The sequence below is a fragment of the Microcoleus sp. B4-D4 genome (assembly GCF_036705185.1).
GTDB lineage: Bacteria > Cyanobacteriota > Cyanobacteriia > Cyanobacteriales > Microcoleaceae > Microcoleus.
In genome coordinates, this window is record NZ_JAUBTX010000006.1 from 123234 (window position 1) to 142583 (window position 19350).

The window sequence follows — 19350 nt, forward strand, 5'->3', positions numbered from 1 at the left end:
ACCATCGCTTTTTGCCCCTATCCTCTTCCTACCCCGCCAACATCAAATGTAACCTAACTGTTCTAACTTGTTCAGAACTTTTTTAACACTCTCTTCTACACTTTCTTGCTCTGTGTAGCAAATAATCTCAGGATTGAGCGGTTCTTCATAGGGATCGTCAATGCCGGTAAAACCCTTAATTTCTCCGGCTCTCGCCTTAGCGTAAAGCCCCTTGACATCGCGACCTTCGCACACTGCTAAGGGCGCTTTGACATACACCTCAACAAAATTTGGCTCCATCGCTCTAATTTCGTCGCGAATTGCTCTGTAGGGGCTAATAGCTGCGGTCATTGCGGCAACTCCATTGCGGCTCAGCAGGTGAGCGACAAATCCAATCCGCCGAATATTAGTATCCCGGTCTTCTTGGCTAAATCCCAAACCTTTTGACAAGTTGGTACGCACGACATCTCCATCCAAGATTTCCACTTTGCAGCCTCGACGCTTCAATTCTGGTTCGAGAGCTTCGCTGATAGTTGTCTTACCGGAACCGCTCAGGCCGGTGAACCACAAAATAAAACCTTTTTTCATTTTTAATTGCTTGGTTAGTAGTGAATAGTAGGGAAATTGTGCGATTTATTATTTTAATCTTTTGGTTCCCATTTTCTGATTGTTTTTGATTTGAGATGCGCTCTGATTTTCAGATTTTTATTAACCGCAGAGGACGCAGAGGACGCAGAGGAAGGGGGAAGGAAAGGGAGGAAAAATAGGTGGTCTTAAAATCCGTTGTACAATTTTTACGATCGCCTGTCGGCTGCGAGCCGTCTTTTCGCAAAAAACCCGGTTTCTGGCCCCATGCGTAACTAAAATCTAAAATCTTCATGTCTTCTCTCTTAAAAGCAGATGTTTTAGTCGTCGGTGGCGGCACCGGCGGCACTGCAGCAGCCGTGCAAGCAGCCCGCCGCGGTGCCAAAACTATTTTAGTCAGCGAATTCCCTTGGCTGGGAGGAATGCTGACTTCCGCTGGCGTTTGTGCGCCGGATGGTAACGAATTAGCAGCTTTTCAAACTGGTTTGTGGGGTGCATTTCTCCGGGAACTTCAGCAGCGACAGCCGGGAGGTTTGGATTGGGGCTGGGTCAGTTTTTTTACTTACGATCCCCGCGTCGGTGCGGAAATTTTTGCTGATTGGGTTAAGTGTTTGCCGAACTTGCACTGGATTTCTGGACAAATAGCTCGCGATGTGATTTGCGAAGGTAACAGAATTTCTGGCGTTCGGTTTGCAGATGTTACTGTGTTGGCCAAAGTCACTTTGGATGCAACGGAATTGGGAGATTTATTGGCTTTAGCGGAAGTCTGGCACCGCTGGGGTTGGGAATTTCAAGCCGAGTGGGGAGAACCCAGCGCGCCGATCGCCCCTAACGATCTCACACAACGGTATTCGGTGCAAGCTCCGACTCGGGTGGTTGTCATGCAGGATTTTGGGGAAGGTGCTGCGGCACCAGAAATTCCCGCGCCTCCGGTGGACAATCCCGATCGATTTATCGGCGCTTGGAAAGATTACACTCCCGAAAAATTTCTCAACTACGGCAGGCTACCGGGGGGATTGTTGATGATTAATTGGCCGATTCGCGGTAATGATTATGGTGAAAAGGTCGATCGACTAATTGAATCAACAGCATCTCGACAAGAATTCCTCCAAGAAAGTTTTTGGCACAGTCAAAGTTTCGCGCGCTTCATTCAAACTCAACTCGGCCGCCGCTACGGGTTAGCACAGAATATTTTCCCTATTTCAACGATCGAAAATTCACCCAATTCTCCCCTGCTTTCCTCTGCCTTCGCGCTGCATCCTTACTACCGAGAAAGCCGCCGTTTGCGGGGAGTACAAACAATTCGAGAACAAGATATTTTGCCCATTGTCGGTGGAAGAGTCGCGAAATTGCCGATAAATTCTCAGGGAATTTGTGAAACAATTGCGATCGGCAACTATGCCAACGATCATCACTATCCCTGCGGCGACATTCCCTTGCAGCCCAAATCCATCCGCTGGGGCGGCCGCTGGAGTGGCACTCCGTTTACAATTCCTTACAGCGCCCTAATTCCTGCGAGTGCAGACGGATTGCTGGTTTGCGAAAAAAATATTTCCGTCTCTCACATCGCCAACGGTGCAACTCGCTTGCAGCCGGTGGTGATGAATATCGGACAGGCGGCGGGGATGGCGGCGGCTTTGTGCGTGGAAGCTGGATGTGGGCCGCGCGATTTGTCGGTGAGGGTTTTGCAGGAAGCTTTGCTGCAAGATTCCCAGGCGAGGGCGGCGGTTGTTCCTTTATTTAATTTGACACCGGATCGATCGAATTGGCTCGATCGGCAGCGCTATTATCTCGATCGACCTCAAGCATATCCCGCCAGCGGCGAATGTCCTTCCTCAGATCGAATATCGCGACAAACCCGGTTTCTCAACGAAACTTCTGTATTTGAACCCAGAACCTTGACATCTGAACTTAGTTTCTGCCCAAACCCCAGCAGTCAGACAGCAAATACCCACAGCGAATTTTCGGGCATTTTCCGCCGAAATGGCCCGCAAGACTGGACGCTAACCCTGACAAGTCCCCCATCCTTAGCCTGTCAAACTTGGCAACTCGTGACTTTGGACTGGGAAACTGACAGCTTTTTAGACAATTGCGAAACCGAACAGCCGATCGTAGTGTGGGGCTGGCCCAATAAAGCCGGTGGTTGGCTGCGGCTGACATCTGTAGCATTCAAAAAGTAAGGTTTTTTGCAAAGTTCCGAAATTGGCAGAAATCTATCCTGATCGATCGGGCCAAGTCCGTATCAGGTAATAGACACTGACACGGATACTACCCATGCAAACCTACACTGCAATTGCTTTACTGAGCCTGTTGGGCATTACCTTGAGTGCCAGCGCCGCTCGAGCTTTTGAATCTCCAGCCCCAATGCTCGAAACTGCTACCGCCCAATATTATATGTTGTCAGCGCAAACTCAACAAAAGGGCGAGCGCGGCCCAGAGAGAGGCAGCGGACGCAGAAGCTTTATCGAGCCTAATGTTACTCATGCGCTACAAGATTTCTAATATTAATGTATCTCAGCGAGTGCCACAACTGAGTTGGTTCGGGCCGTTGGTTCGATCGATCTGATTTTCTGAAATTCTAATTTTTCAGGTTAAACGGTAACTGCACTTTTTGTTGACACTTTTTAGGAGATTCTTTGTGTGCGATCGATGTTAGCATATAAATCTGCAACCGCCATCTAGCTAGAGATAGATTCTAGTATTTGGCGGTTTTGTTTTGAAAACGCTTTCCTCTGCCCCATCAGACCCTCGCCCGTTGTCGGAGCCACTTCAAATTCCTGCGATCGCAATACTTATTTACTTTTGCCGCCCCCAGGTGCGGTTGAATTTTCAACGGCTGTATTATAATTAACGTGCGATAACTAACTTAAATATAGGTAAACCCTGAGTGCAGAGGGTAGAGCAATCTACTTAAATTCGCCAATAAGAACCACTTATTTGGTGTCGGTCGCATTTAAGCCAATGCCCCAGTGAACTCAGGGAAATTAATAGGCCTGAATATTAGGATAGCTGCCAAGCTTTCCGGCGACAGTCGGCTATGCTAGATTCGGCGCTCTCGCAATAATTTAATGGAGGATCGCAAGATGCCTCCTAGTTTGGCTATTTCGGGGATTGTGATGAAAAATGACTCTTTAGATCTGGTCAAAAGCCTCAGCCCTAGTGCAATGGATCAGATCATGCTATATCTGGCGTTTAGCGCCATGAGAACCAGCGGGCACAGGCACGGGGCGTTTCTAGACGCGGCCGCAACGGCGGCTAAGTGTGCCATTTATATGACTTATATGGAGCAGGATAACCTGCGGATGACCGGACACTTGCATCACATTGAGCCTAAACGGGTGAAGGTGATTGTCGAAGAAGTTCAGGAAGCTCTGACTAAGGGAAAATTGCTGAAAATGTTGGGTTCCCAAGAACCTAGATATTTGATTCAGTTTCCCTATGTCTGGCTGGAACAGTATGCTTGGTTGCCGGGCCGCCCCCGCATTCCGGGAAATAGTTTGAATGCTGATGAAAAAAAATATCTCGAAGGCAAGGTTCCTGCTAATCCGCCTGATGCTCAACTGATCAATTCTTTTCAGTTTATGGAGTTGATCGAGTTTCTGCACAGGCGATCGCAAGAAGAGATGCACCCAGAAAGGCGAATGCCTTTGAGCGAAGCTCTAGCAGAACACATCAAGCGCCGCTTGATCTATTCGGGAACAGTTACTCGCATAGATTCTCCTTGGGGAATGCCGTTTTATGCTCTCACCCGTGCTACCTACTCTCCTGCAGAGCAGGAAGAACGCACGTTTACGATGGTGGAGGATACGGCTAGATATTTCCGGCTGATGAAAGATTGGGCGGAAAAGCAACCGAACGTGATGCGAGTTATGGAGACTTTGGATATCCCACCGGAACGGCTGGATCAAGCTGTTGAAGAATTAGATGAAATTATTCGCAATTGGGCCGATCGCTATCACAAGCGAGGCGAACCAACGATGGTTGTACAAATGGTTTTTGGGCCGCAAGACGACGACGCTTAATGTCAGGAAAGCAGTTGGTAGTTGGTAGTTGGCAGTTGGTAGTTGGCAGTTGGCAGTTGTTAGTAATTAACAGTCAACAGTCAACAGTTAGCAGTTAACAGTCAACAGTCAACAGTCAACAGTCAACAGCTAACAATTCAGTCATTAGTCATTAGTTATTAGTCGATCGCTCGAAACTAATGATTAATGATTAATAACTAATAGTGCAGGCAGAAACCGGGTTGTTTTCCGCAAATACTGCGTTAATGCCTTGAATGCTGGTAAAAAACCCGGTTTCTTGAGTTTGCGACATCCAAAAATCACTAAACTAAAAAAGCTTTCCAGACATAGGCCAAGACGATCGCACAAATCGCTCCGATCAGCGTATTAAAAAAATTAACTACCTCATTCGTCAGCCATTCAAACTTTGATTGCACCGTCGCGCCAATCACGCTCTCGATGTTTGTAGCAATAAAAGCTGCAATAATACAAAAAACAACTCCTGTCAAGTCAATTAAACCCACAGCCCAACTCAAAAGCGCAATCAGGATCGATCCGACAATGCCCGCGATCGTTCCTTCCAGACTTACCGCCCCTTCCGTACCCCTAGGTACAGGCTGCAACGTAGTAATCAAAAACGTATGTTTGCCGTAAGCTTTGCCGATTTCGCTAGCGCAGGTATCGGAAAGTTTGGTACAAAAACTCGCGGCATAACCCAGCAACAACAAGGAAATCACCTCTTGTGGCACAGGTATATTGCCCGTATCTCCGAAAATAGATAATGCCAAAACTCCCACAGCACAAAAAGTAGCTGTTAAAGCCGAGCCCCAGACATTTTCCGGGCCTCGTGCGCCCGATCGCTTTTCAGCAATCCCTTCTGCTTCTTTCTGGGCTTTACCGATGCGGGTAACTCCCGATCCGACAAGAAAGTAAAACATCACCACCGCATAGCCTCGCCATCCCAAACTCGCCCAGATAATCACACCTAGCAGCCAGCCGTGAAATTGTCCGGCCCTAGTCAGCAATTTTTTGGGAGCAACTGTGGCGATCGTGAGTAAAAATGTATTAAGGGCGATCGCCACCAACCAAGGATTAGACCAAGATAAATAATTAAAGAACAATTCTGAATTCTGCACAGTCACCTTTAAACCTCCATGAGCCAAATCTTATTTCATCTTGCCTTCCCCGTAACGGATCTTGCCCAAACAAAAGCCTTCTACGTAGACGGGCTCGGCTGCAAATTAGGTCGCGAATCCCCCAATTCTGCGATTTTGGGTTTGTGCGGCCATCAAATTGTCGCCCACGTCAGCCGCGAACCCTTGACACCTCAGCGAGGCATCTATCCCCGGCATTTTGGGTTAATTTTCACTTCAGAAGCTGACTGGGAAGGATTGCTAGAAAAAGCACAGCAAAACAACTTAAATTTCTATCAAGAAGCCAGAAGGCGATTTGTCGGTTTGCCTACAGAGCACCGCACCTTCTTCTTAGAAGACCCTTTCCACAATATACTAGAGTTCAAGTATTACTGCGAAGCAGAAGCAATTTTTGGCCTCAGCGAATACGCTGAAGTCGGCGATGCAGCTTAGCCACCTCGTAGGGTGCGTCAGCATAGTGTTATTTTTTCTGTAATTGAGTGTATTTCTGCTGATGCACCCTACAAGTTCAGCCTCGTAAGTGCCATCAGAATAGAGTTATTTATTTTACAATTAAAACTTTTATTCTGAGGCATTTTATTAATTTAATTTGACACCATACTTAAATAGATAAAGTGCAGATTGCACACATTACAAATAGAATATTTGCGTTGAGAACAGAATTTAATTAGGATTTTGTAAAGGTTCTGAAAGTGCTTCGGCAACCGCTTTTAAACTGCGGTCATGTCTCACCATCATAGCATGGGCGAATACAGAAACTTTTACTTCTTTGGCTGCGGATATTTGGGAACTAGAAGCCGGGACGATGATAAAATCCCAATCTGTCCAAATCGAAGTAAAATTGAGCTTTGCCAACAAGTCAGCATCTCGATTTAAATCTTCCAGAAAAGCACTGCCGGGACGCATTTGAACGCAGCCTTTTCCCCAGAGAGTGTAGGCCGTCCAAGTACCGTTGTGAGGGGAAGATATCGCAATAAAGCGCTGGACTCGGTTAATTCCGCCTAACCTTTGCAAGTAATAGCGAGTTACTAAACCGCCCATGCTCAATCCTACTATATCTAAAGGCTGTTGTGGCTCGAAGTTTTTGTCTATATAATCTGCCATTTGTTGGGCTAATTCGTCGATGCTGGCATTGCCCCAGTGGGGCGAAAGATCTAGGCTGTAGACTGACCAACCTAAATCTCTGAGGTAGGCAGACATTTTGTGAAAGATTCCCGATTTTCTGAATATGCCGTGAATTAGCAAGACTGGGTTGCGGCTGAAATTGCTATTCATTTTTAAGGGAAATTTTATTTTTAATTGGTGCTTTTAGTTCTTCAATTAATGTGTTAATACTTTGGTCGTCTGTCACCATTTGTCGGTGCAGCATTACATTGAGTTTAACTTCTTTACCTACTGGCATTTTGGAGCTTTTCGACGGTACAATCATGATGTCAAACGGTGTCCAAATTGATGTAAAATTTATGCGTCTGAGATCCATCACATCTTGATTTAAATCGCGCAGCAAGTCGCTATTGAGCCGCATATCCAGGTATCCTGGTAGGGATAGGCAATAGGCGGTGAGGGTGCCGCTGTGAGGGGCAGATATGGTGATGAAACGCTGTACTCGGTTAATTCCTCCGAGTCGCTGCACGTAGTAGCGGCTGACGATGCCTCCCATGCTGTAGCCTACTATGTCTAAAGTCTGTTGTGGCTCGAAGTTTTGAGAGATGTAGTCTGCTAGTTGTTTCGCTAGCGAGTCGAGGCTGAGGCTACCGTCGTTGGGGGTGAGGTTGAGGCTGTGGACACACCATCCGAGTTGGGTGAGGCGGGCGGACATTTTGCTGAAAATAGCCTTTGTGTCCCAGATTCCGTGGATCAGGATGACGGGATTGCGATCGAGCGTACTGTTCATTTTACTAAAAAATTGCTTACAGATTAAAGCATAAATCGATCGCCTAGGTAATTTTACCCATACTGGGACAGCTAGCGAATCGGCTCGATGTATCCCAGGCTAGTAGGCAATATCTCAAAAATTCTGAGATAATAGTAAACAAGTGCAAAGTAAGATTAGGATTATTGAGTAAAAATTACTAGAATGTCCCTGTTTTTAATCAAATAATTGTAAATTTTGATTAAGAAATATAGACAAAAGTTGCCCAACCTCGTAGGCTAACCTTGTTGACAAGCTTGTACAAATTTCTCTAAAAGAACAAAAGGAGTAAGTCTAATGTTTGGTTTTATCAAAAATTTCTTCGGCGGTATTTTCGGCTTTTTCGGCAGACTGTTGGGCTTGAAAAAGTCTGAATATTTCATGGATTTAGGCGAATCTTCCGCGAAGGAACCCGCTAAGGTTGCACCGGCGAAGGTAGAGGCTGCTGTTGCGAAGAAGGTAGAGGCTGCACCTGCGAAGGTAGGTGATGCTGTTGCGAAGGTAGAGGATGCTGTTGCGGCCGCACCTGCAAAAGTTGAGGCTGCTATGTCAGGCAAGTCTGAACCGGCTAAGAAGGCTAAGGTAGAGAAAAAGTCTAAGAAGAAAGAAAAGGAAGCAGTCGCTAGCGTTCCTGCAAAGACTTCGGAACCCGCGAAGGTTCCTGCTGCTGTAACTAACGGGAAAGTGCCGAGTCAAGCTGAATCCGATCGCACTTTTGCTCCTAATAATTTAATGCCGATACCAACTACCACTCGTCGCAGCCCTGGCCCTAGCATGAACAATTTCCGGGAAATGGCTCGTCAGGTGAAAATGAAGTAGAAGTTAGGGATTTGGTAATAGGGAATTTGGCATTTGACAATTGCAAATGCTGGGGTTAAAAATTTAAAAATGAGCAATGGCATTTTTAAATTTTAACTCTTTTTTTGTTCTATTCCCTATTTCCTTGGTTTCTGAGAAAGGCTAGGGTGCTGTATAGCTGGAAAGCGGGATCCCAAGGAGTTTCGGATTTGCGATCGACCTCTACGTGAGATTTAATTTTGCTCAACATATGCGTGTAATCGAGGACTGTCTCAGCAAAGGGCGTAAATTCTGACCACACTGTAACGTCAAGCTGGCGATCGAATATTTCCAGTAAGCGATTCCAGTTAATTCGGGTGGTACTTTGAGGAATTTGTGGGGATTTTTTGACTCTGGAAGTTGGGGTTTTCAGGTTAGGTGAAGCTGGGATAGCTGCTGAAATTTGGGTGAAGTCAACCCCTGCTTTAAACTCGTAACTTTGGTCGCAAATTCGCAGGATGCAGTTGCGGCTGGGAATGTGCAAGTCGCAGATTTGAGCGTAATCTTGGGTAATTTCTTTGTGGCGAAATTGATCGGTTCTGCGGTTGGGCGAGTAGTCCATGATTTCCATGAACATCGGTAACAAACCTTCTACTCTTTGGCTGACTTCTGACCAATTGAATTCTATAGAACCGAGTCGATTTAGATGATCTTTGCAAACAACGGCTGGGGAAGAGAGAGACTGGAAATGTTGAACGCGGAAAATTTGGATTTTTTGAATGTCGGCTAAAGTTGTCCAAAATACGGGAATCCCGGCGTTGAGAAGTTCTTGGCCGTAAATTCGGAGTTCGGCGATGGGGCCGGTTTTGTAGAGTCTCCAGCCACGGCTTTGGATTTGCATCCGGGTGGTGTAGGCGTCGATTTTGAAGATTCTGCTGATATTTTGGACGGCTGCGGGTTTGTCTTCGGGACTCACGGGTTCGAGGATCAGGAGTCCGGGTTCGAGGCTGCTGGGGTCGTTTTTGGCGGTTTCGATGGCTTGTTGGCGGAGGTTTTGTTGTGCGGTTTCAATGCGTTGAATGCCTTGGCGGGCTTGGGTGACGATTTTGGGGTTGGTGATGTCGCGGAGTATTAGTTTGTAGGTGGTTTGCGCTTTGTCGGGGTTGTTGGTGAGTTCGTAGTAGCGGCCGATGTAGTATTGCACCCAGGGGTTTTCGGGGGATTTTTTTTGCAGTTGTTTGATGAGTTGGGCGGCTTGTTTGTAGTTTTGGCTTTCTAGGGAGGCGACTATTTCCTGGATGTCTGTCATGGCGGTTGCGGGAATGGGGTTGTTTCTATCTTGGCTGATGTTTTGTTGCTTTGGCTAGTGGTTAATAGGTTTGGCTTTTATGTTAGGATAGAAAACTTAATAACTTAAGCATCTTTTACAGTCTTCTCTCGTGTAAGTTGTGAGATCAAAGAAGGTATAGCCTGCGGATCTGCATTACCAGGCAAAGCCTGGTAACGAGCAAATATGTAATACCATGCGAGCAAAATAAGTGCTACATAGAACGCCCCAACCGCCCCCTTATTAAGGGGCTATAACTTCATATATAGCAATCCTAAATGAGTCGTAAAATTTTCACCCCACCCCAACCCTCCCCTTACCAAGGGGAGGGAGTAAGAAATTCACAAATGATTTAGGATTGCTATATAGGAAGTATTTATTAAATTGGTCTAATATTTGGGCGGGTTTTTGCTAAGGTTGATTGGATTTCTTGCCTTCATTGGCTTTCAATTCCTGAAATTACCTGCTATGGGGTGTGTTTATCTGCCTTATATAGCAATCCTAAATGAGTCGTAAAATTTTCACCCCACCCCAACCCTCCCCTTGGTAAGGGGAGGGAGTAAGAAATTCACAAATGATTTAGGATTGCTATATCTGCGGTTGAAGGATGGATAGAAGATTTGGGGATAGAGTCGTCCGCTATTTTGGGACGGACAGAGGGGTGAGTTTTGGTCGATCGACATTGCTCAAATCTAAGCGATAATTTGTTGTTGTTGCACCAGGCCCGTTGCCTCCTCGGACTGTGATAATAAAGCCAGTTGGGTTTTTGGGGTCTCGGACTACTTTGTCAATAAATTGTCTTTGTATTTTTTCGACATTTAAAACTTGAGGCCTGATGAAAATTCTTTCGGAAATACAGAAAAGTGCGGCTCCGTCTTGATAGCGGGCTGCGTAGAACCAATATTTTTTACGGTTAGTTGTAAATTCCTTTCTGCTAAATATAGTGTATCTTTCAAGTGGGGCTAATTGTTGGTTGAGGTTGCAATTTTTATCGATGTAGGTTGCGTTGGCTGGTAGTTGCAATTGTTGGGCGAAAACTCCTGGTGCAATCGCGGTAACAATTGCTGAGATGAGGCTGAGGGTGAGGGTGAAGGACGATCGGCTATTCATAAATACTTGCCTCTATTTATTTGTATCAAGTGTTGTACGGTGTACTTGGTATTTTATCTTTCTTTTAAATACTGTTCTAATTCCGCTGTGCGGGCTTTTGTCATCCGATCCAAACATTCATTGAGAAAACCTCCATAACCAGTACCGCCGCGATTTTTATAAACTTCAAATTCGCAGGTATTATCTCGCACTTTAATCCACCCTAATTGTGCTTCTGCAAGGATCGATCGCTCTTCGGCACTCAAACTAGCAACCAGTTGCTTGTAAACCTCATTCAGCCGTTTGTCTGAGGCTTCATACCTAAACCTAATACAAGTTCTGGCTTACACATCTCCCTGCGGCCGATCGCAATTAATCTGTTGAGCAATGACAGATTGCCCCGATCGTGCGAAAATTGATGCTGTAGCTAAGATTGTCACAAGTGCGATCGACCACAAGGGCGATCGGTTTTTCGGTAAATTTATTTTCATTACCATAAAACCCACGTATTTTACGATTTTTTATAACACAAGACAGATTTTATTCAATAAATTTAAAGATTATTTTTAGATTGGGCGAGGGTTCGCTCTGTCGGTTGGATTCCCAAAGTATGCTTGATAGCTGCATCTACTGCGGCCATATTTGACCAAATACCAATTTTGCGATCGATTTCAACTTCTAGAAGTGTCACCAGATTGTCTGTCATGATTACCGAGTCAGCCAACAATCGTGTTTGCTGGCCCTCCCTTGTGGCGAGGGAAACAAAAACCCGGCTTGGATGTCCTACACGAGCTAAATTGCTAGTAATCATTGCTGTAATGGTTTGTCCTAAACCAGTCCCCAAATTATTAGCTTGAACTATCAAAACTGGGCGGCGCTTCGCAGTACGCAAATCAGCATTGGGAAACAGAACCAGCGCTACATCACCGCGTTTATAAATCATCGTAAGCATCCATTTCCGGCTGTTCCCAATCCTCGGCAAATCTGCTCAACCTGATGCGTAAATCTCCTGCTTGTTCGCGATCTATACCGCGAGATTGTAGTTCGACTAATCCTGATTCGGCGAGAAAAGTAACAATAACTTTCCCTTCTGTTAAGTCGCCAGGAGTTTCTAATAACACAACTTTGCCGTCTCGATATATACCCTTTACTGATTTTAACATTTTACTTTTATACCCAACGACTTATTGACAGTTTAACTTTGTTTAGGATATCTAGCAGCTCAGGGAAATATTTTTGGGGATTGGCACTTTTCAAAAGCGGCTCCCACCAAAGATAAAGCCACCATCGGCGCTGTTACCGCCCTCAAAATTCTACTACCCAAAGAGACAGGCTCAAAACCAAATTCGATCGCCCTTTCCACTTCACCATCAGTCCACCCACCCTCCGGGCCAACCGCAATCGCGATCGATAATTCCTCCGGTTCTTGCTCCCCCCTTAGCAAGCGGGGCTGGGGGAATTCCTCCGGTTCTTGCTCCCCCCTTAACAAGGGGGGCTGGGGGGGTTCTAAACCGCTCACGCAGTCCCACAAATGGCGATTTCCCCCGCGAGCCACACAAATAAATCGATGTTTTTGACCGCAATTTTTCACAGCCAAATCAAAGGAAACAGGCTCTAAAATTTCTGGGACAATTTGACGTTCCGACTGTTCTGCGGCCTCTGCTGCAATCCTTCTCCAACGATCGACCTTTTGAGAACTAGGTTTGAGTAAAGTGCGATCGCTCGTCACCGGCACAATACTAGCCACACCCAACTCCGTCGCCTGCCTGACAACCTCATCAAAGCCATTTCCCTTGGGCAATGCCGCCATCAAAGTTACTGTCACCGGAAGCTCCCCGTTCGCGGCAATCTCCTCTGTTATCGAGGCAAATAACCCGGTTTCGCTGGCTGCTAAAATTGCTGACCACCAATGTCCGCGGCCGTCCATCGCAATAAATCGATCGCCTGCTTGCAGCCGCAGCACCCGATTTAAATAATGCTGTTGTTCCTTAGTTAAATCGATTTGGTTAGCACAAATTTGGGCGGCGGTAACTGCTAATCTTTGTAATTGAGCCATTGAATTTTAGATTGCTCGTTTTCTATTAGATTTTTTTATTTAACCGCAGAGAGCGCAGAGAACGCTGAGGAAGAGAGGAGATGGATTGTTTACCTGATGTATTTCTTAGTCCGCGCAGGCGGACATCGTTTGTATAGAAGCGATTTCAATCGCCGTTTTCATCTAAAAACAAAGCACCTCATAAATATTAAAGGCAAAGCATTTACAACCGGAATTATTTGACAAATTCAAGTTTTTTTTCTGCAAATGCTCTGCCCTTATGTTACTTTTGCCTAAACTCTATTTGATGCGATGGAAAATTGACAATCGTAAATCGGCTTATCCTTCCTCCTTAATCTTCTTCAGATAAGTGGAAATCGCCTCTGTCGCTAGCTGTGTAATCGGCTTGCTCTGACGGGCGGCTTCTTCCTTGAGTTCGTTGTAGATTTCATCGCGGACGCTAATTCGACGACGGACTTTGCCGCCAGCAGTAGCAGTCTCATTCTCTTCGCCGTTACTAGACGTAACATCTAAATCATTTATCTCAGTTGTCATCGAGTCAGCAGATTGGTGATTGGTTACAAATTGACGGATAGATTCTAACCCAACACGATCGCAAAAATTGCCAAAACTCTCGCTCAATTGCCGTTTTTGCTTAAAATAAACAAAAATCGGCTCCAGAAAAGCTTCAAAATCATTTACGTGCAGCTTTTGCTCAATTGGTTGTGCCAGCCGCGTTTGTTCGGGAGAACCGCCCAGCCAAATCTGGTAGGATTCCGGCGCACTCCCGACAAACGCCAATTCTGCCAGATAAGGGCGGGCGCATCCGTTGGGGCAACCGGTCATCCGCACCACAAAATGGTCGTCTTCTAAACCAACTTTGGTCAAAAGCGCCCGAATTCGTTCTAAAATGCTCGGCATCACGCGCTCGGACTCGGTAATCGCCAGCCCGCACGTCGGCATTGCCGGACAGGCCATCGCATAGCGTACTAAGGGGTCGATGGCCGTTTCCCGCTGAATGCCGCAGCGATCGAGTATTCCCTGAATTTCCTGTTTGATATCCGGCGAAATATCGTAAATCAAAACGTTTTGGTGCGGTGTTACCAGCATCGGCAAATTGTACTTCTGCACGATTTCCCGCAAAGCCGTTTTTAGCTGAAATGAACCTTCGTCCTTAATTCGGCCATTGTCTACGGAAATACCGACAAACAGCTTGCCGTCGCCTTGTTCGTGCCAGCCCAAGAAATCCAAATACTTCCAATCAGGCAGCGGTTTAAACGCTTCTAGCGGCTTGCCAAAATATTCGGCTACTTTTTCCCGGAACCACTGCACGCCTTTGTCGTTAATCAGATATTTCAGTCGCGCGTGTCGTCTGTCTGTGCGATCGCCAAAATCTCTTTGTGTTGCTACAATTGCCTTGACCAAATCGTAAACATCATCCTTGGCAACATAGCAAATCTCATCCGCAAGCCGCGCAAAAGTTTCTTCTTTATTGTGAGTGCGTCCCAAACCGCCGCCGGCATACACATCAAAACCTTGCAATTCGCCAGCTTCATTGGTAATTACTACCAAGCTCAAATCTTGAGAGTACAAATCAACCGAATTGTCTCCCGGTACAGTAACAGAACACTTGAACTTGCGCGGCATATAATGGCTGCCGTAAATCGGTTCTTCTTTGTCGTGAAATGTTGTGCCATTGCCGTTTGACTGTCTGGCAGCTTTCACCGCAGGGTCTTCTTCAGCACTAATAGCTTTTTCCCCATCCAGCCAAATTTCGTAATAAGCACCGGTTTGCGGTGTCAGCAAATCGGCGACATTGTTGGCGTATTGCAGGGCATACTCGTATTCTGGGCGATTTTTGTACGGTGCTGGCGGTGCCATGACGTTGCGGTTCAAGTCGCCGCAAGCTCCCAAGGTTGACCCCATATTTTGTATAATTGAGGAAAACACTGCTTTAAGATTTTTCTTCAACACGCCGTGCAGTTGGAAACCTTGGCGCGTTGTGACGCGGAGGGTGTGGTTGCCGTATTCTTCGGATAGCTTGTCTAAGGTAAGATATAGCTGCGGTGGCACGAAACCGCCGGGGTTGCGGGTGCGGAGCATGAACTGATAGTCTTTTTCTTGTCCTTTAACTCGATTGTCGCGGTTGTCTTGCTGGTACGAACCGTGAAATTTGAGAATTTGAAGCCCTTCTTCGCTGAAGTGGGTTGTTTCTTGTAAAATTTCAGTCGCAATCGGTTCTCGCAAATAGTGGCTGCGTTCTTTGAGACCTTCTGATTTTGAGGGCTTGCGCGCCACGGGCGTTGAAGTCGAAGATGTGATCATGGGAATGTATAGTGCCAGTTATAATTAGATACAGCCGATCGAATATTTCTTGACAATTTGACACTTGACAAGTTTTTACTTGACAAATCTCCTCAGAAATGCTGTGTCGGATCTGTTGATAACTCGGTTAATAACTAAGTTAACAACGGTAATCCGGTAGGAATTCTGATGTTGTTCAATTGTAACACGATCGAACCGGGGCTGAAAAATGGTAATTCAGAGTGTATACTTTCGATCGCTTAACTTGACGAAACTTTAGAAATAATTAACCTGAACCTTTGAAATTATGTCACTGTATGACGAAGACACTTTTGTGGTGTTAGAAACAAACCAGCCGGAGCAGTTTTTGACGGCGGCGGAATTATTAGAAAAGCTGAAAGAGGTTTTAGCCGGGGAACACGAAGATTTGCCGCGTGATGTCCACAATCTTTCTACTGTGGAAGCTAAAGCTAAGCATTTAATTGATACTTATTGTGAATTAGATGTCGGCCCCGGAAAGTTTTTGCAGTGGTACGCAGTGCGTTTAGAAAAATAATATTATCTTAAATAACCTTAATTAAATTAGTTGGTAATTTGTAGGGTGCGCCGTGCTACTAATATCAAATCCTCTCTTCATCGGGATAGTAAATTCACTGTTGACTGTTAGTTGTTAGTTGTTAGTTGTTAGTTGTTAGTTGTTAGTTGTTAGTTGTTATTGGGAATTGAGAATTGGAAATTGGGAATTCGTAGCAAGTAACCAATAACCAATAACCAATAACTAATAACTAATAACCAATAACCAATGACTACTGACTACTGACTACTGACTACTGACTAATCTTCTAACTGTTGTACTGATGATACTTCCACGGCGGTAACATCGATCGTACCGGGCGGCGTCAAACGGCTAAAATGACCTTCCTCTATTTTCAGAGGTTCGCCACAATTGGCACACTGAAACTGAGTTTGATTTAAAGCTGTAAATTCGTATTGACAAACTGGACAATTGTCTTCAATTAAATTGCGTTTCAGCCACCACTGAAGTGCGAAAAATGCGACTACAGGTGTCAGCAGCAACAAACCTACTACAATCAATACTGATTTAACTATCCAACCCAAACCAATTGATCCCAACACGCAGGCGATGCCCAGCAGTATCAGCCAATTGCTAATACGGGGTAGATTTAAAGATATTTTGGGGGTGCCTTGGTTCACGGTGGTCTCCTTTGGTGTCTTTGCGGGTAGGCATAACTCTATCCTACTGAGAAATTCACGCGGTCGATCGAGTTAATTTGGCTATTGTACAGGCCAAAACCGCTCTCTACAGCATAAGTCGATCGGAGTCAGAGGGTTGAAAAATCCCTTGTAAAGATTGACAAAGCGATTGAAAACTAAATTTTGCCAGGGTTTGTTCCCTCAACCAAGGGCGATCGCACCTTCGATCCTCTCCTCGCAAAATTTCTACACAAGCAACCGCTACTGCTGCCGAATCTCGGTGAGGAACTCGCCATCCCAGTTTACCATCTTGCAGCGGATCTGCCGAACCGTCCGCGTCCCCCGCCAGCACCGGTACTCCGCAAGCTAAAGCTTCCAAATAAGCTATACCGAAGCCTTCCTGGGAGGGCATTACATAAGCATCCGCCAACTGGTAATGTTCTGCTAAATTTTGTGTCGGTACAAAACCCGCAAATATTACTCTTTGGGCTACTCCCAAATCGGCGGCGAGTTTTGCTAATCTCGGGCGATCGTCCCCGCGTCCAATAACTAAGTATTTCACATTGGGAAAACTTTTGGCAATTTCCGGCAAAGCTTGAATTGTGACATCGACTCCTTTGTAACTATCGTGCGATCGCAATCTAGCTACAGTTATTAATATTTTAGCACCAACCAGATCGTATTTTTCTAATAAATGCACAGGTTTGGGCCCCGTAGTAAATATATTTTCATCTACAGTACAAGGCACTATTTGGAATTTGTCAGGATTTAAATTGTTAAGTTCGCAAGTGTGATCGCGCGTGTACCTGCTAATCGTCCAAATGCTGTCAGCGTCTCTCATTGCTATTTGATATTTTGGTGGCAGCCGTTCCCAAACTTCCTTGCCGTAAGTTAAAATTGTGTAGGGAATTCCCAGCGGCTGGCACAAGGTTTTAATTAGCGGTGCGAGTTTGATGTGACCGCAAAAAACCCGTTCCGGTCGTTTTTGCAGCAAACAAGTTAGCAATTTTGCGGCAAACTTAAGACGACCAAGCCAAACGGGATCAGTTTTTAGGTAAGAGAATTTGAGATTTTTTGACTCGAAGGGATTTTGGCAATCAGGAGAATCTCGCAATAGCAAAACTTCTGCTTGTGGCGGAAAGTTGTTTGCTGCGGTTAGTGACAGGTAAGCTTTCAGGATGTCTCGGGCGTAGGATTGAATGCCGCCTTCGCTGGAAAATATTTCTAGGAAACAGAATAGGTGATTTGTCGATCGCATTTTTCTCCCGATAAGAAGACTGGGCGGTTTCAACCGCCTTCCTATCTTAACTTTCCTGCGATCCCCAAAACAAAAAGCCCCTCACCATCGCTGGTTAGGGGAGAAAATTATCAGGGTGCATCTACTAATGTGCTTACTATAGCATCATTTTGTGGGGTGTCACCCATCATGGGTGACACCAAGCAAATTTTTCAATGAGAATAAGTTATCGTTGAGGTGCTAAATGATTGCCAAAGCTTGTATGTCTGAGGATATAGTCCCTGTTAACCTAAGATAAGACAGACGCAAGAATCCTCAAAAACCCTGTGAATTCGTAGATTTATGCTTGCCAAAGCCAATATTTTCCACGAAATCGGGTTTCCGGTCGCAAATCCTCATAAAATTGAAAATTTAGAAAAAATCTGTGCTAGACCTCAAATTAATCCGAGAAAACCCGCAAGCCGTGCAAGAAAGCCTCAACACTAGAGGAGGCAACTATGAAATCGAGCCGATCGTGCAGTTAGACAAACAGCAGCGGGAGTTGGAAAACAAGCGATCGCAACTGCAAGCCCGCAGCAACGAAATAGCCAAACTCATCGGCCAAAAAAGAAAATCGGGTTTACCCCTCGAATCCCCCGAAATTCAGACTTTGCAAGCAGAAGGCAACGAAGTCGGCGCGCAGTCGAACGAATTGCAAGCACAGGAAAAAGACCTCAAAGCTCAAATAGAAGTTCTATTGCTGCCCTTGCCCAACTTGCCGGGTAAATCAACCCCCTTGGGCAAAAACGAAGAAGAAAACATCGAAATTCGGCGCTGGGGAGACGAATACATTCCCCAAAATCCCGATATTTTGCCGCACTGGGAAATTGGCGAAAAACTAGGAATTATTAACTTTGAACGGGCAGTAAAAATCGCAGCCCCTCGATTTATTACCTTAATTGGAGCTGGTGCAGCCCTGGAAAGAGCGATTATTCAATTCATGCTCGATCGCCACACTAAAGCGGGTTATATAGAAGTAATTCCCCCATTTTTAGTCAACTCAGAATCTCTGACTGCTACGGGTCAATTGCCAAAATTTGCCGAAGAAAGTTTCAAGTGCGATCGAGACGATTTGTGGTTAATTCCTACTTCCGAAGTTCCGGTGGTGAATTTGTACAGAGGTGAAGTATTGACAGCGGAACAGTTGCCAATTTATCACTGTTCTTTCACTCCTTGCTTTCGCCGAGAAGCTGGCAGTTACGGCAAAGATACGCGGGGATTAATTCGGTTGCACCAATTTAATAAAGTAGAATTGGTGAAACTCGTGCATCCGAGTACCTCCGAGGCAGAACACGAAAAGCTCGTGCAGGATGCTGAGGGAGTTTTGCAGGCGCTAAAATTGCCTTATCGGACGATCGAGCTTTGTACCGGCGACTTGGGTTTCGCAGCAGCAAAAACCTACGATTTAGAGGTGTGGCTGCCGAATGCCGGCAAATACCGCGAGATTTCCAGTTGTTCCAACGTCGCAGATTTTCAGGCACGGCGGGCTAATATTCGCTTTAAAGAAGCGGGGAAAAAAGGCACTCAATTCGTGCACGCCCTCAACGGTTCCGGTTTAGCCGTGGGCCGGACAATGGCGGCAATTTTGGAGAATTACCAGCAGCCGGACGGGACGGTAAAAGTGCCGGAAGTGCTGCAACCTTATCTCAATCGCGAGGTTTTGTAAACTACGAAGACGGGGCGGTTAAAACCGCCG

At 45.7% G+C, this 19350-nt stretch carries 21 protein-coding genes; 7 read left to right on the forward strand and 14 right to left on the reverse strand.

Annotated features, from left to right (window positions below):
* Nucleotides 1-42 precede the first annotated feature (42 nt).
* On the reverse strand, nt 43-567 hold the full coding sequence (cysC, locus tag QUB13_RS07675) for an adenylyl-sulfate kinase (RefSeq protein WP_333379923.1): 525 nt from the start codon (nt 565-567) through the stop codon (nt 43-45).
* A 290-nt stretch (nt 568-857) separates the two neighbouring features.
* Here cysC and QUB13_RS07680 point away from each other — a divergent pair, with 290 nt between their 5' ends.
* The 3 genes from QUB13_RS07680 to hetR all read left to right on the forward strand — a co-directional run bounded on the left by QUB13_RS07680 (nt 858) and on the right by hetR (nt 4586).
* Nucleotides 858-2744 carry an FAD-dependent oxidoreductase gene (locus tag QUB13_RS07680; RefSeq protein WP_333379924.1) on the forward strand — a complete coding sequence of 629 codons (1887 nt, stop codon included), beginning with the start codon at nt 858-860 and terminating at the stop codon, nt 2742-2744.
* A gap of 94 nt (nt 2745-2838) precedes the next feature.
* Nucleotides 2839-3066, forward strand: coding sequence for a heterocyst-inhibiting protein PatX (gene patX, locus QUB13_RS07685; RefSeq protein ID WP_194011834.1), 228 nt, complete (start codon nt 2839-2841; stop codon nt 3064-3066).
* A gap of 614 nt (nt 3067-3680) precedes the next feature.
* Complete coding sequence (hetR, locus tag QUB13_RS07690) at nt 3681-4586, forward strand: heterocyst differentiation master regulator HetR (protein WP_333089819.1); 906 nt, start codon at nt 3681-3683, stop codon at nt 4584-4586.
* Between the two features lie 302 nt (nt 4587-4888).
* On the opposite strand, the gene QUB13_RS07695 is transcribed toward hetR, so the two are convergent.
* Nucleotides 4889-5701, reverse strand: a complete 813-nt coding sequence (locus tag QUB13_RS07695; RefSeq protein WP_333380002.1) for a TIGR00297 family protein — start codon at nt 5699-5701, stop codon at nt 4889-4891.
* A gap of 18 nt (nt 5702-5719) precedes the next feature.
* Here QUB13_RS07695 and QUB13_RS07700 point away from each other — a divergent pair, with 18 nt between their 5' ends.
* The gene (locus QUB13_RS07700; RefSeq protein ID WP_333379925.1) at nt 5720-6151 is read left to right on the forward strand and encodes a VOC family protein; all 432 of its coding nucleotides are present in this window, start codon (nt 5720-5722) and stop codon (nt 6149-6151) included.
* A 231-nt stretch (nt 6152-6382) separates the two neighbouring features.
* Here QUB13_RS07700 and QUB13_RS07705 read toward each other — a convergent pair whose 3' ends face one another.
* Both QUB13_RS07705 and QUB13_RS07710 read right to left on the reverse strand, forming a co-directional pair.
* The gene (locus QUB13_RS07705) at nt 6383-6994 is read right to left on the reverse strand and encodes an esterase/lipase family protein (protein ID WP_333379926.1); all 612 of its coding nucleotides are present in this window, start codon (nt 6992-6994) and stop codon (nt 6383-6385) included.
* Nucleotides 6987-7613 (reverse strand): esterase/lipase family protein, encoded by a 627-nt coding sequence (locus QUB13_RS07710; protein ID WP_333379927.1) that lies wholly within the window; start codon nt 7611-7613, stop codon nt 6987-6989. The genes QUB13_RS07705 and QUB13_RS07710 overlap by 8 nt, the downstream gene beginning before the upstream one ends.
* Before the next feature lie 315 nt (nt 7614-7928).
* Between QUB13_RS07710 and QUB13_RS07715 the strand changes: the two genes are divergently transcribed.
* On the forward strand, nt 7929-8450 hold the full coding sequence (locus QUB13_RS07715) for a hypothetical protein (RefSeq protein ID WP_333379928.1): 522 nt from the start codon (nt 7929-7931) through the stop codon (nt 8448-8450).
* A gap of 109 nt (nt 8451-8559) precedes the next feature.
* Here QUB13_RS07715 and QUB13_RS07720 read toward each other — a convergent pair whose 3' ends face one another.
* The 8 genes from QUB13_RS07720 to sir form a co-directional block, all read right to left on the reverse strand.
* Entirely contained in the window at nt 8560-9717 is a 1158-nt protein-coding gene (locus tag QUB13_RS07720) for a tetratricopeptide repeat protein (protein ID WP_333379929.1), read from the reverse strand.
* A gap of 657 nt (nt 9718-10374) precedes the next feature.
* Nucleotides 10375-10845 (reverse strand): hypothetical protein, encoded by a 471-nt coding sequence (locus QUB13_RS07725; protein ID WP_333379930.1) that lies wholly within the window; start codon nt 10843-10845, stop codon nt 10375-10377.
* Between the two features lie 53 nt (nt 10846-10898).
* Nucleotides 10899-11156 carry a lysozyme inhibitor LprI family protein gene (locus QUB13_RS07730; protein ID WP_333380003.1) on the reverse strand — a complete coding sequence of 86 codons (258 nt, stop codon included), beginning with the start codon at nt 11154-11156 and terminating at the stop codon, nt 10899-10901.
* 12 nt (nt 11157-11168) lie between these two features.
* Nucleotides 11169-11315, reverse strand: coding sequence for a hypothetical protein (locus QUB13_RS07735; protein ID WP_333379931.1), 147 nt, complete (start codon nt 11313-11315; stop codon nt 11169-11171).
* Between the two features lie 62 nt (nt 11316-11377).
* Nucleotides 11378-11767 (reverse strand): type II toxin-antitoxin system PemK/MazF family toxin, encoded by a 390-nt coding sequence (locus tag QUB13_RS07740; RefSeq protein WP_333379932.1) that lies wholly within the window; start codon nt 11765-11767, stop codon nt 11378-11380.
* A complete protein-coding gene (locus QUB13_RS07745) occupies nt 11757-11987 on the reverse strand; it encodes a hypothetical protein (protein ID WP_333089568.1) in 231 nt (76 codons plus the stop codon). The genes QUB13_RS07740 and QUB13_RS07745 overlap by 11 nt, the downstream gene beginning before the upstream one ends.
* A 59-nt stretch (nt 11988-12046) precedes the next feature.
* A complete protein-coding gene (locus QUB13_RS07750; RefSeq protein WP_333379933.1) occupies nt 12047-12880 on the reverse strand; it encodes an RsmE family RNA methyltransferase in 834 nt (277 codons plus the stop codon).
* A gap of 318 nt (nt 12881-13198) precedes the next feature.
* Nucleotides 13199-15184: a sulfite reductase, ferredoxin dependent gene (sir, locus tag QUB13_RS07755; protein ID WP_333379934.1), complete on the reverse strand. Its 1986-nt coding sequence runs from the start codon at nt 15182-15184 to the stop codon at nt 13199-13201.
* A 286-nt stretch (nt 15185-15470) separates the two neighbouring features.
* Between sir and QUB13_RS07760 the strand changes: the two genes are divergently transcribed.
* A complete protein-coding gene (locus QUB13_RS07760) occupies nt 15471-15719 on the forward strand; it encodes a chlororespiratory reduction protein 7 (RefSeq protein ID WP_333379935.1) in 249 nt (82 codons plus the stop codon).
* Between the two features lie 278 nt (nt 15720-15997).
* Here QUB13_RS07760 and QUB13_RS07765 read toward each other — a convergent pair whose 3' ends face one another.
* A complete protein-coding gene (locus QUB13_RS07765; protein WP_333379936.1) occupies nt 15998-16378 on the reverse strand; it encodes a hypothetical protein in 381 nt (126 codons plus the stop codon).
* 106 nt (nt 16379-16484) lie between these two features.
* Nucleotides 16485-17636 carry a glycosyltransferase family 4 protein gene (locus QUB13_RS07770; protein ID WP_333379937.1) on the reverse strand — a complete coding sequence of 384 codons (1152 nt, stop codon included), beginning with the start codon at nt 17634-17636 and terminating at the stop codon, nt 16485-16487.
* Nucleotides 17637-18039: 403 nt separating this feature from the next.
* Between QUB13_RS07770 and serS the strand changes: the two genes are divergently transcribed.
* Nucleotides 18040-19320, forward strand: a complete 1281-nt coding sequence (gene serS, locus QUB13_RS07775) for a serine--tRNA ligase (protein ID WP_333379938.1) — start codon at nt 18040-18042, stop codon at nt 19318-19320.
* The last annotated feature ends 30 nt before the right edge of the window (nt 19321-19350 follow it).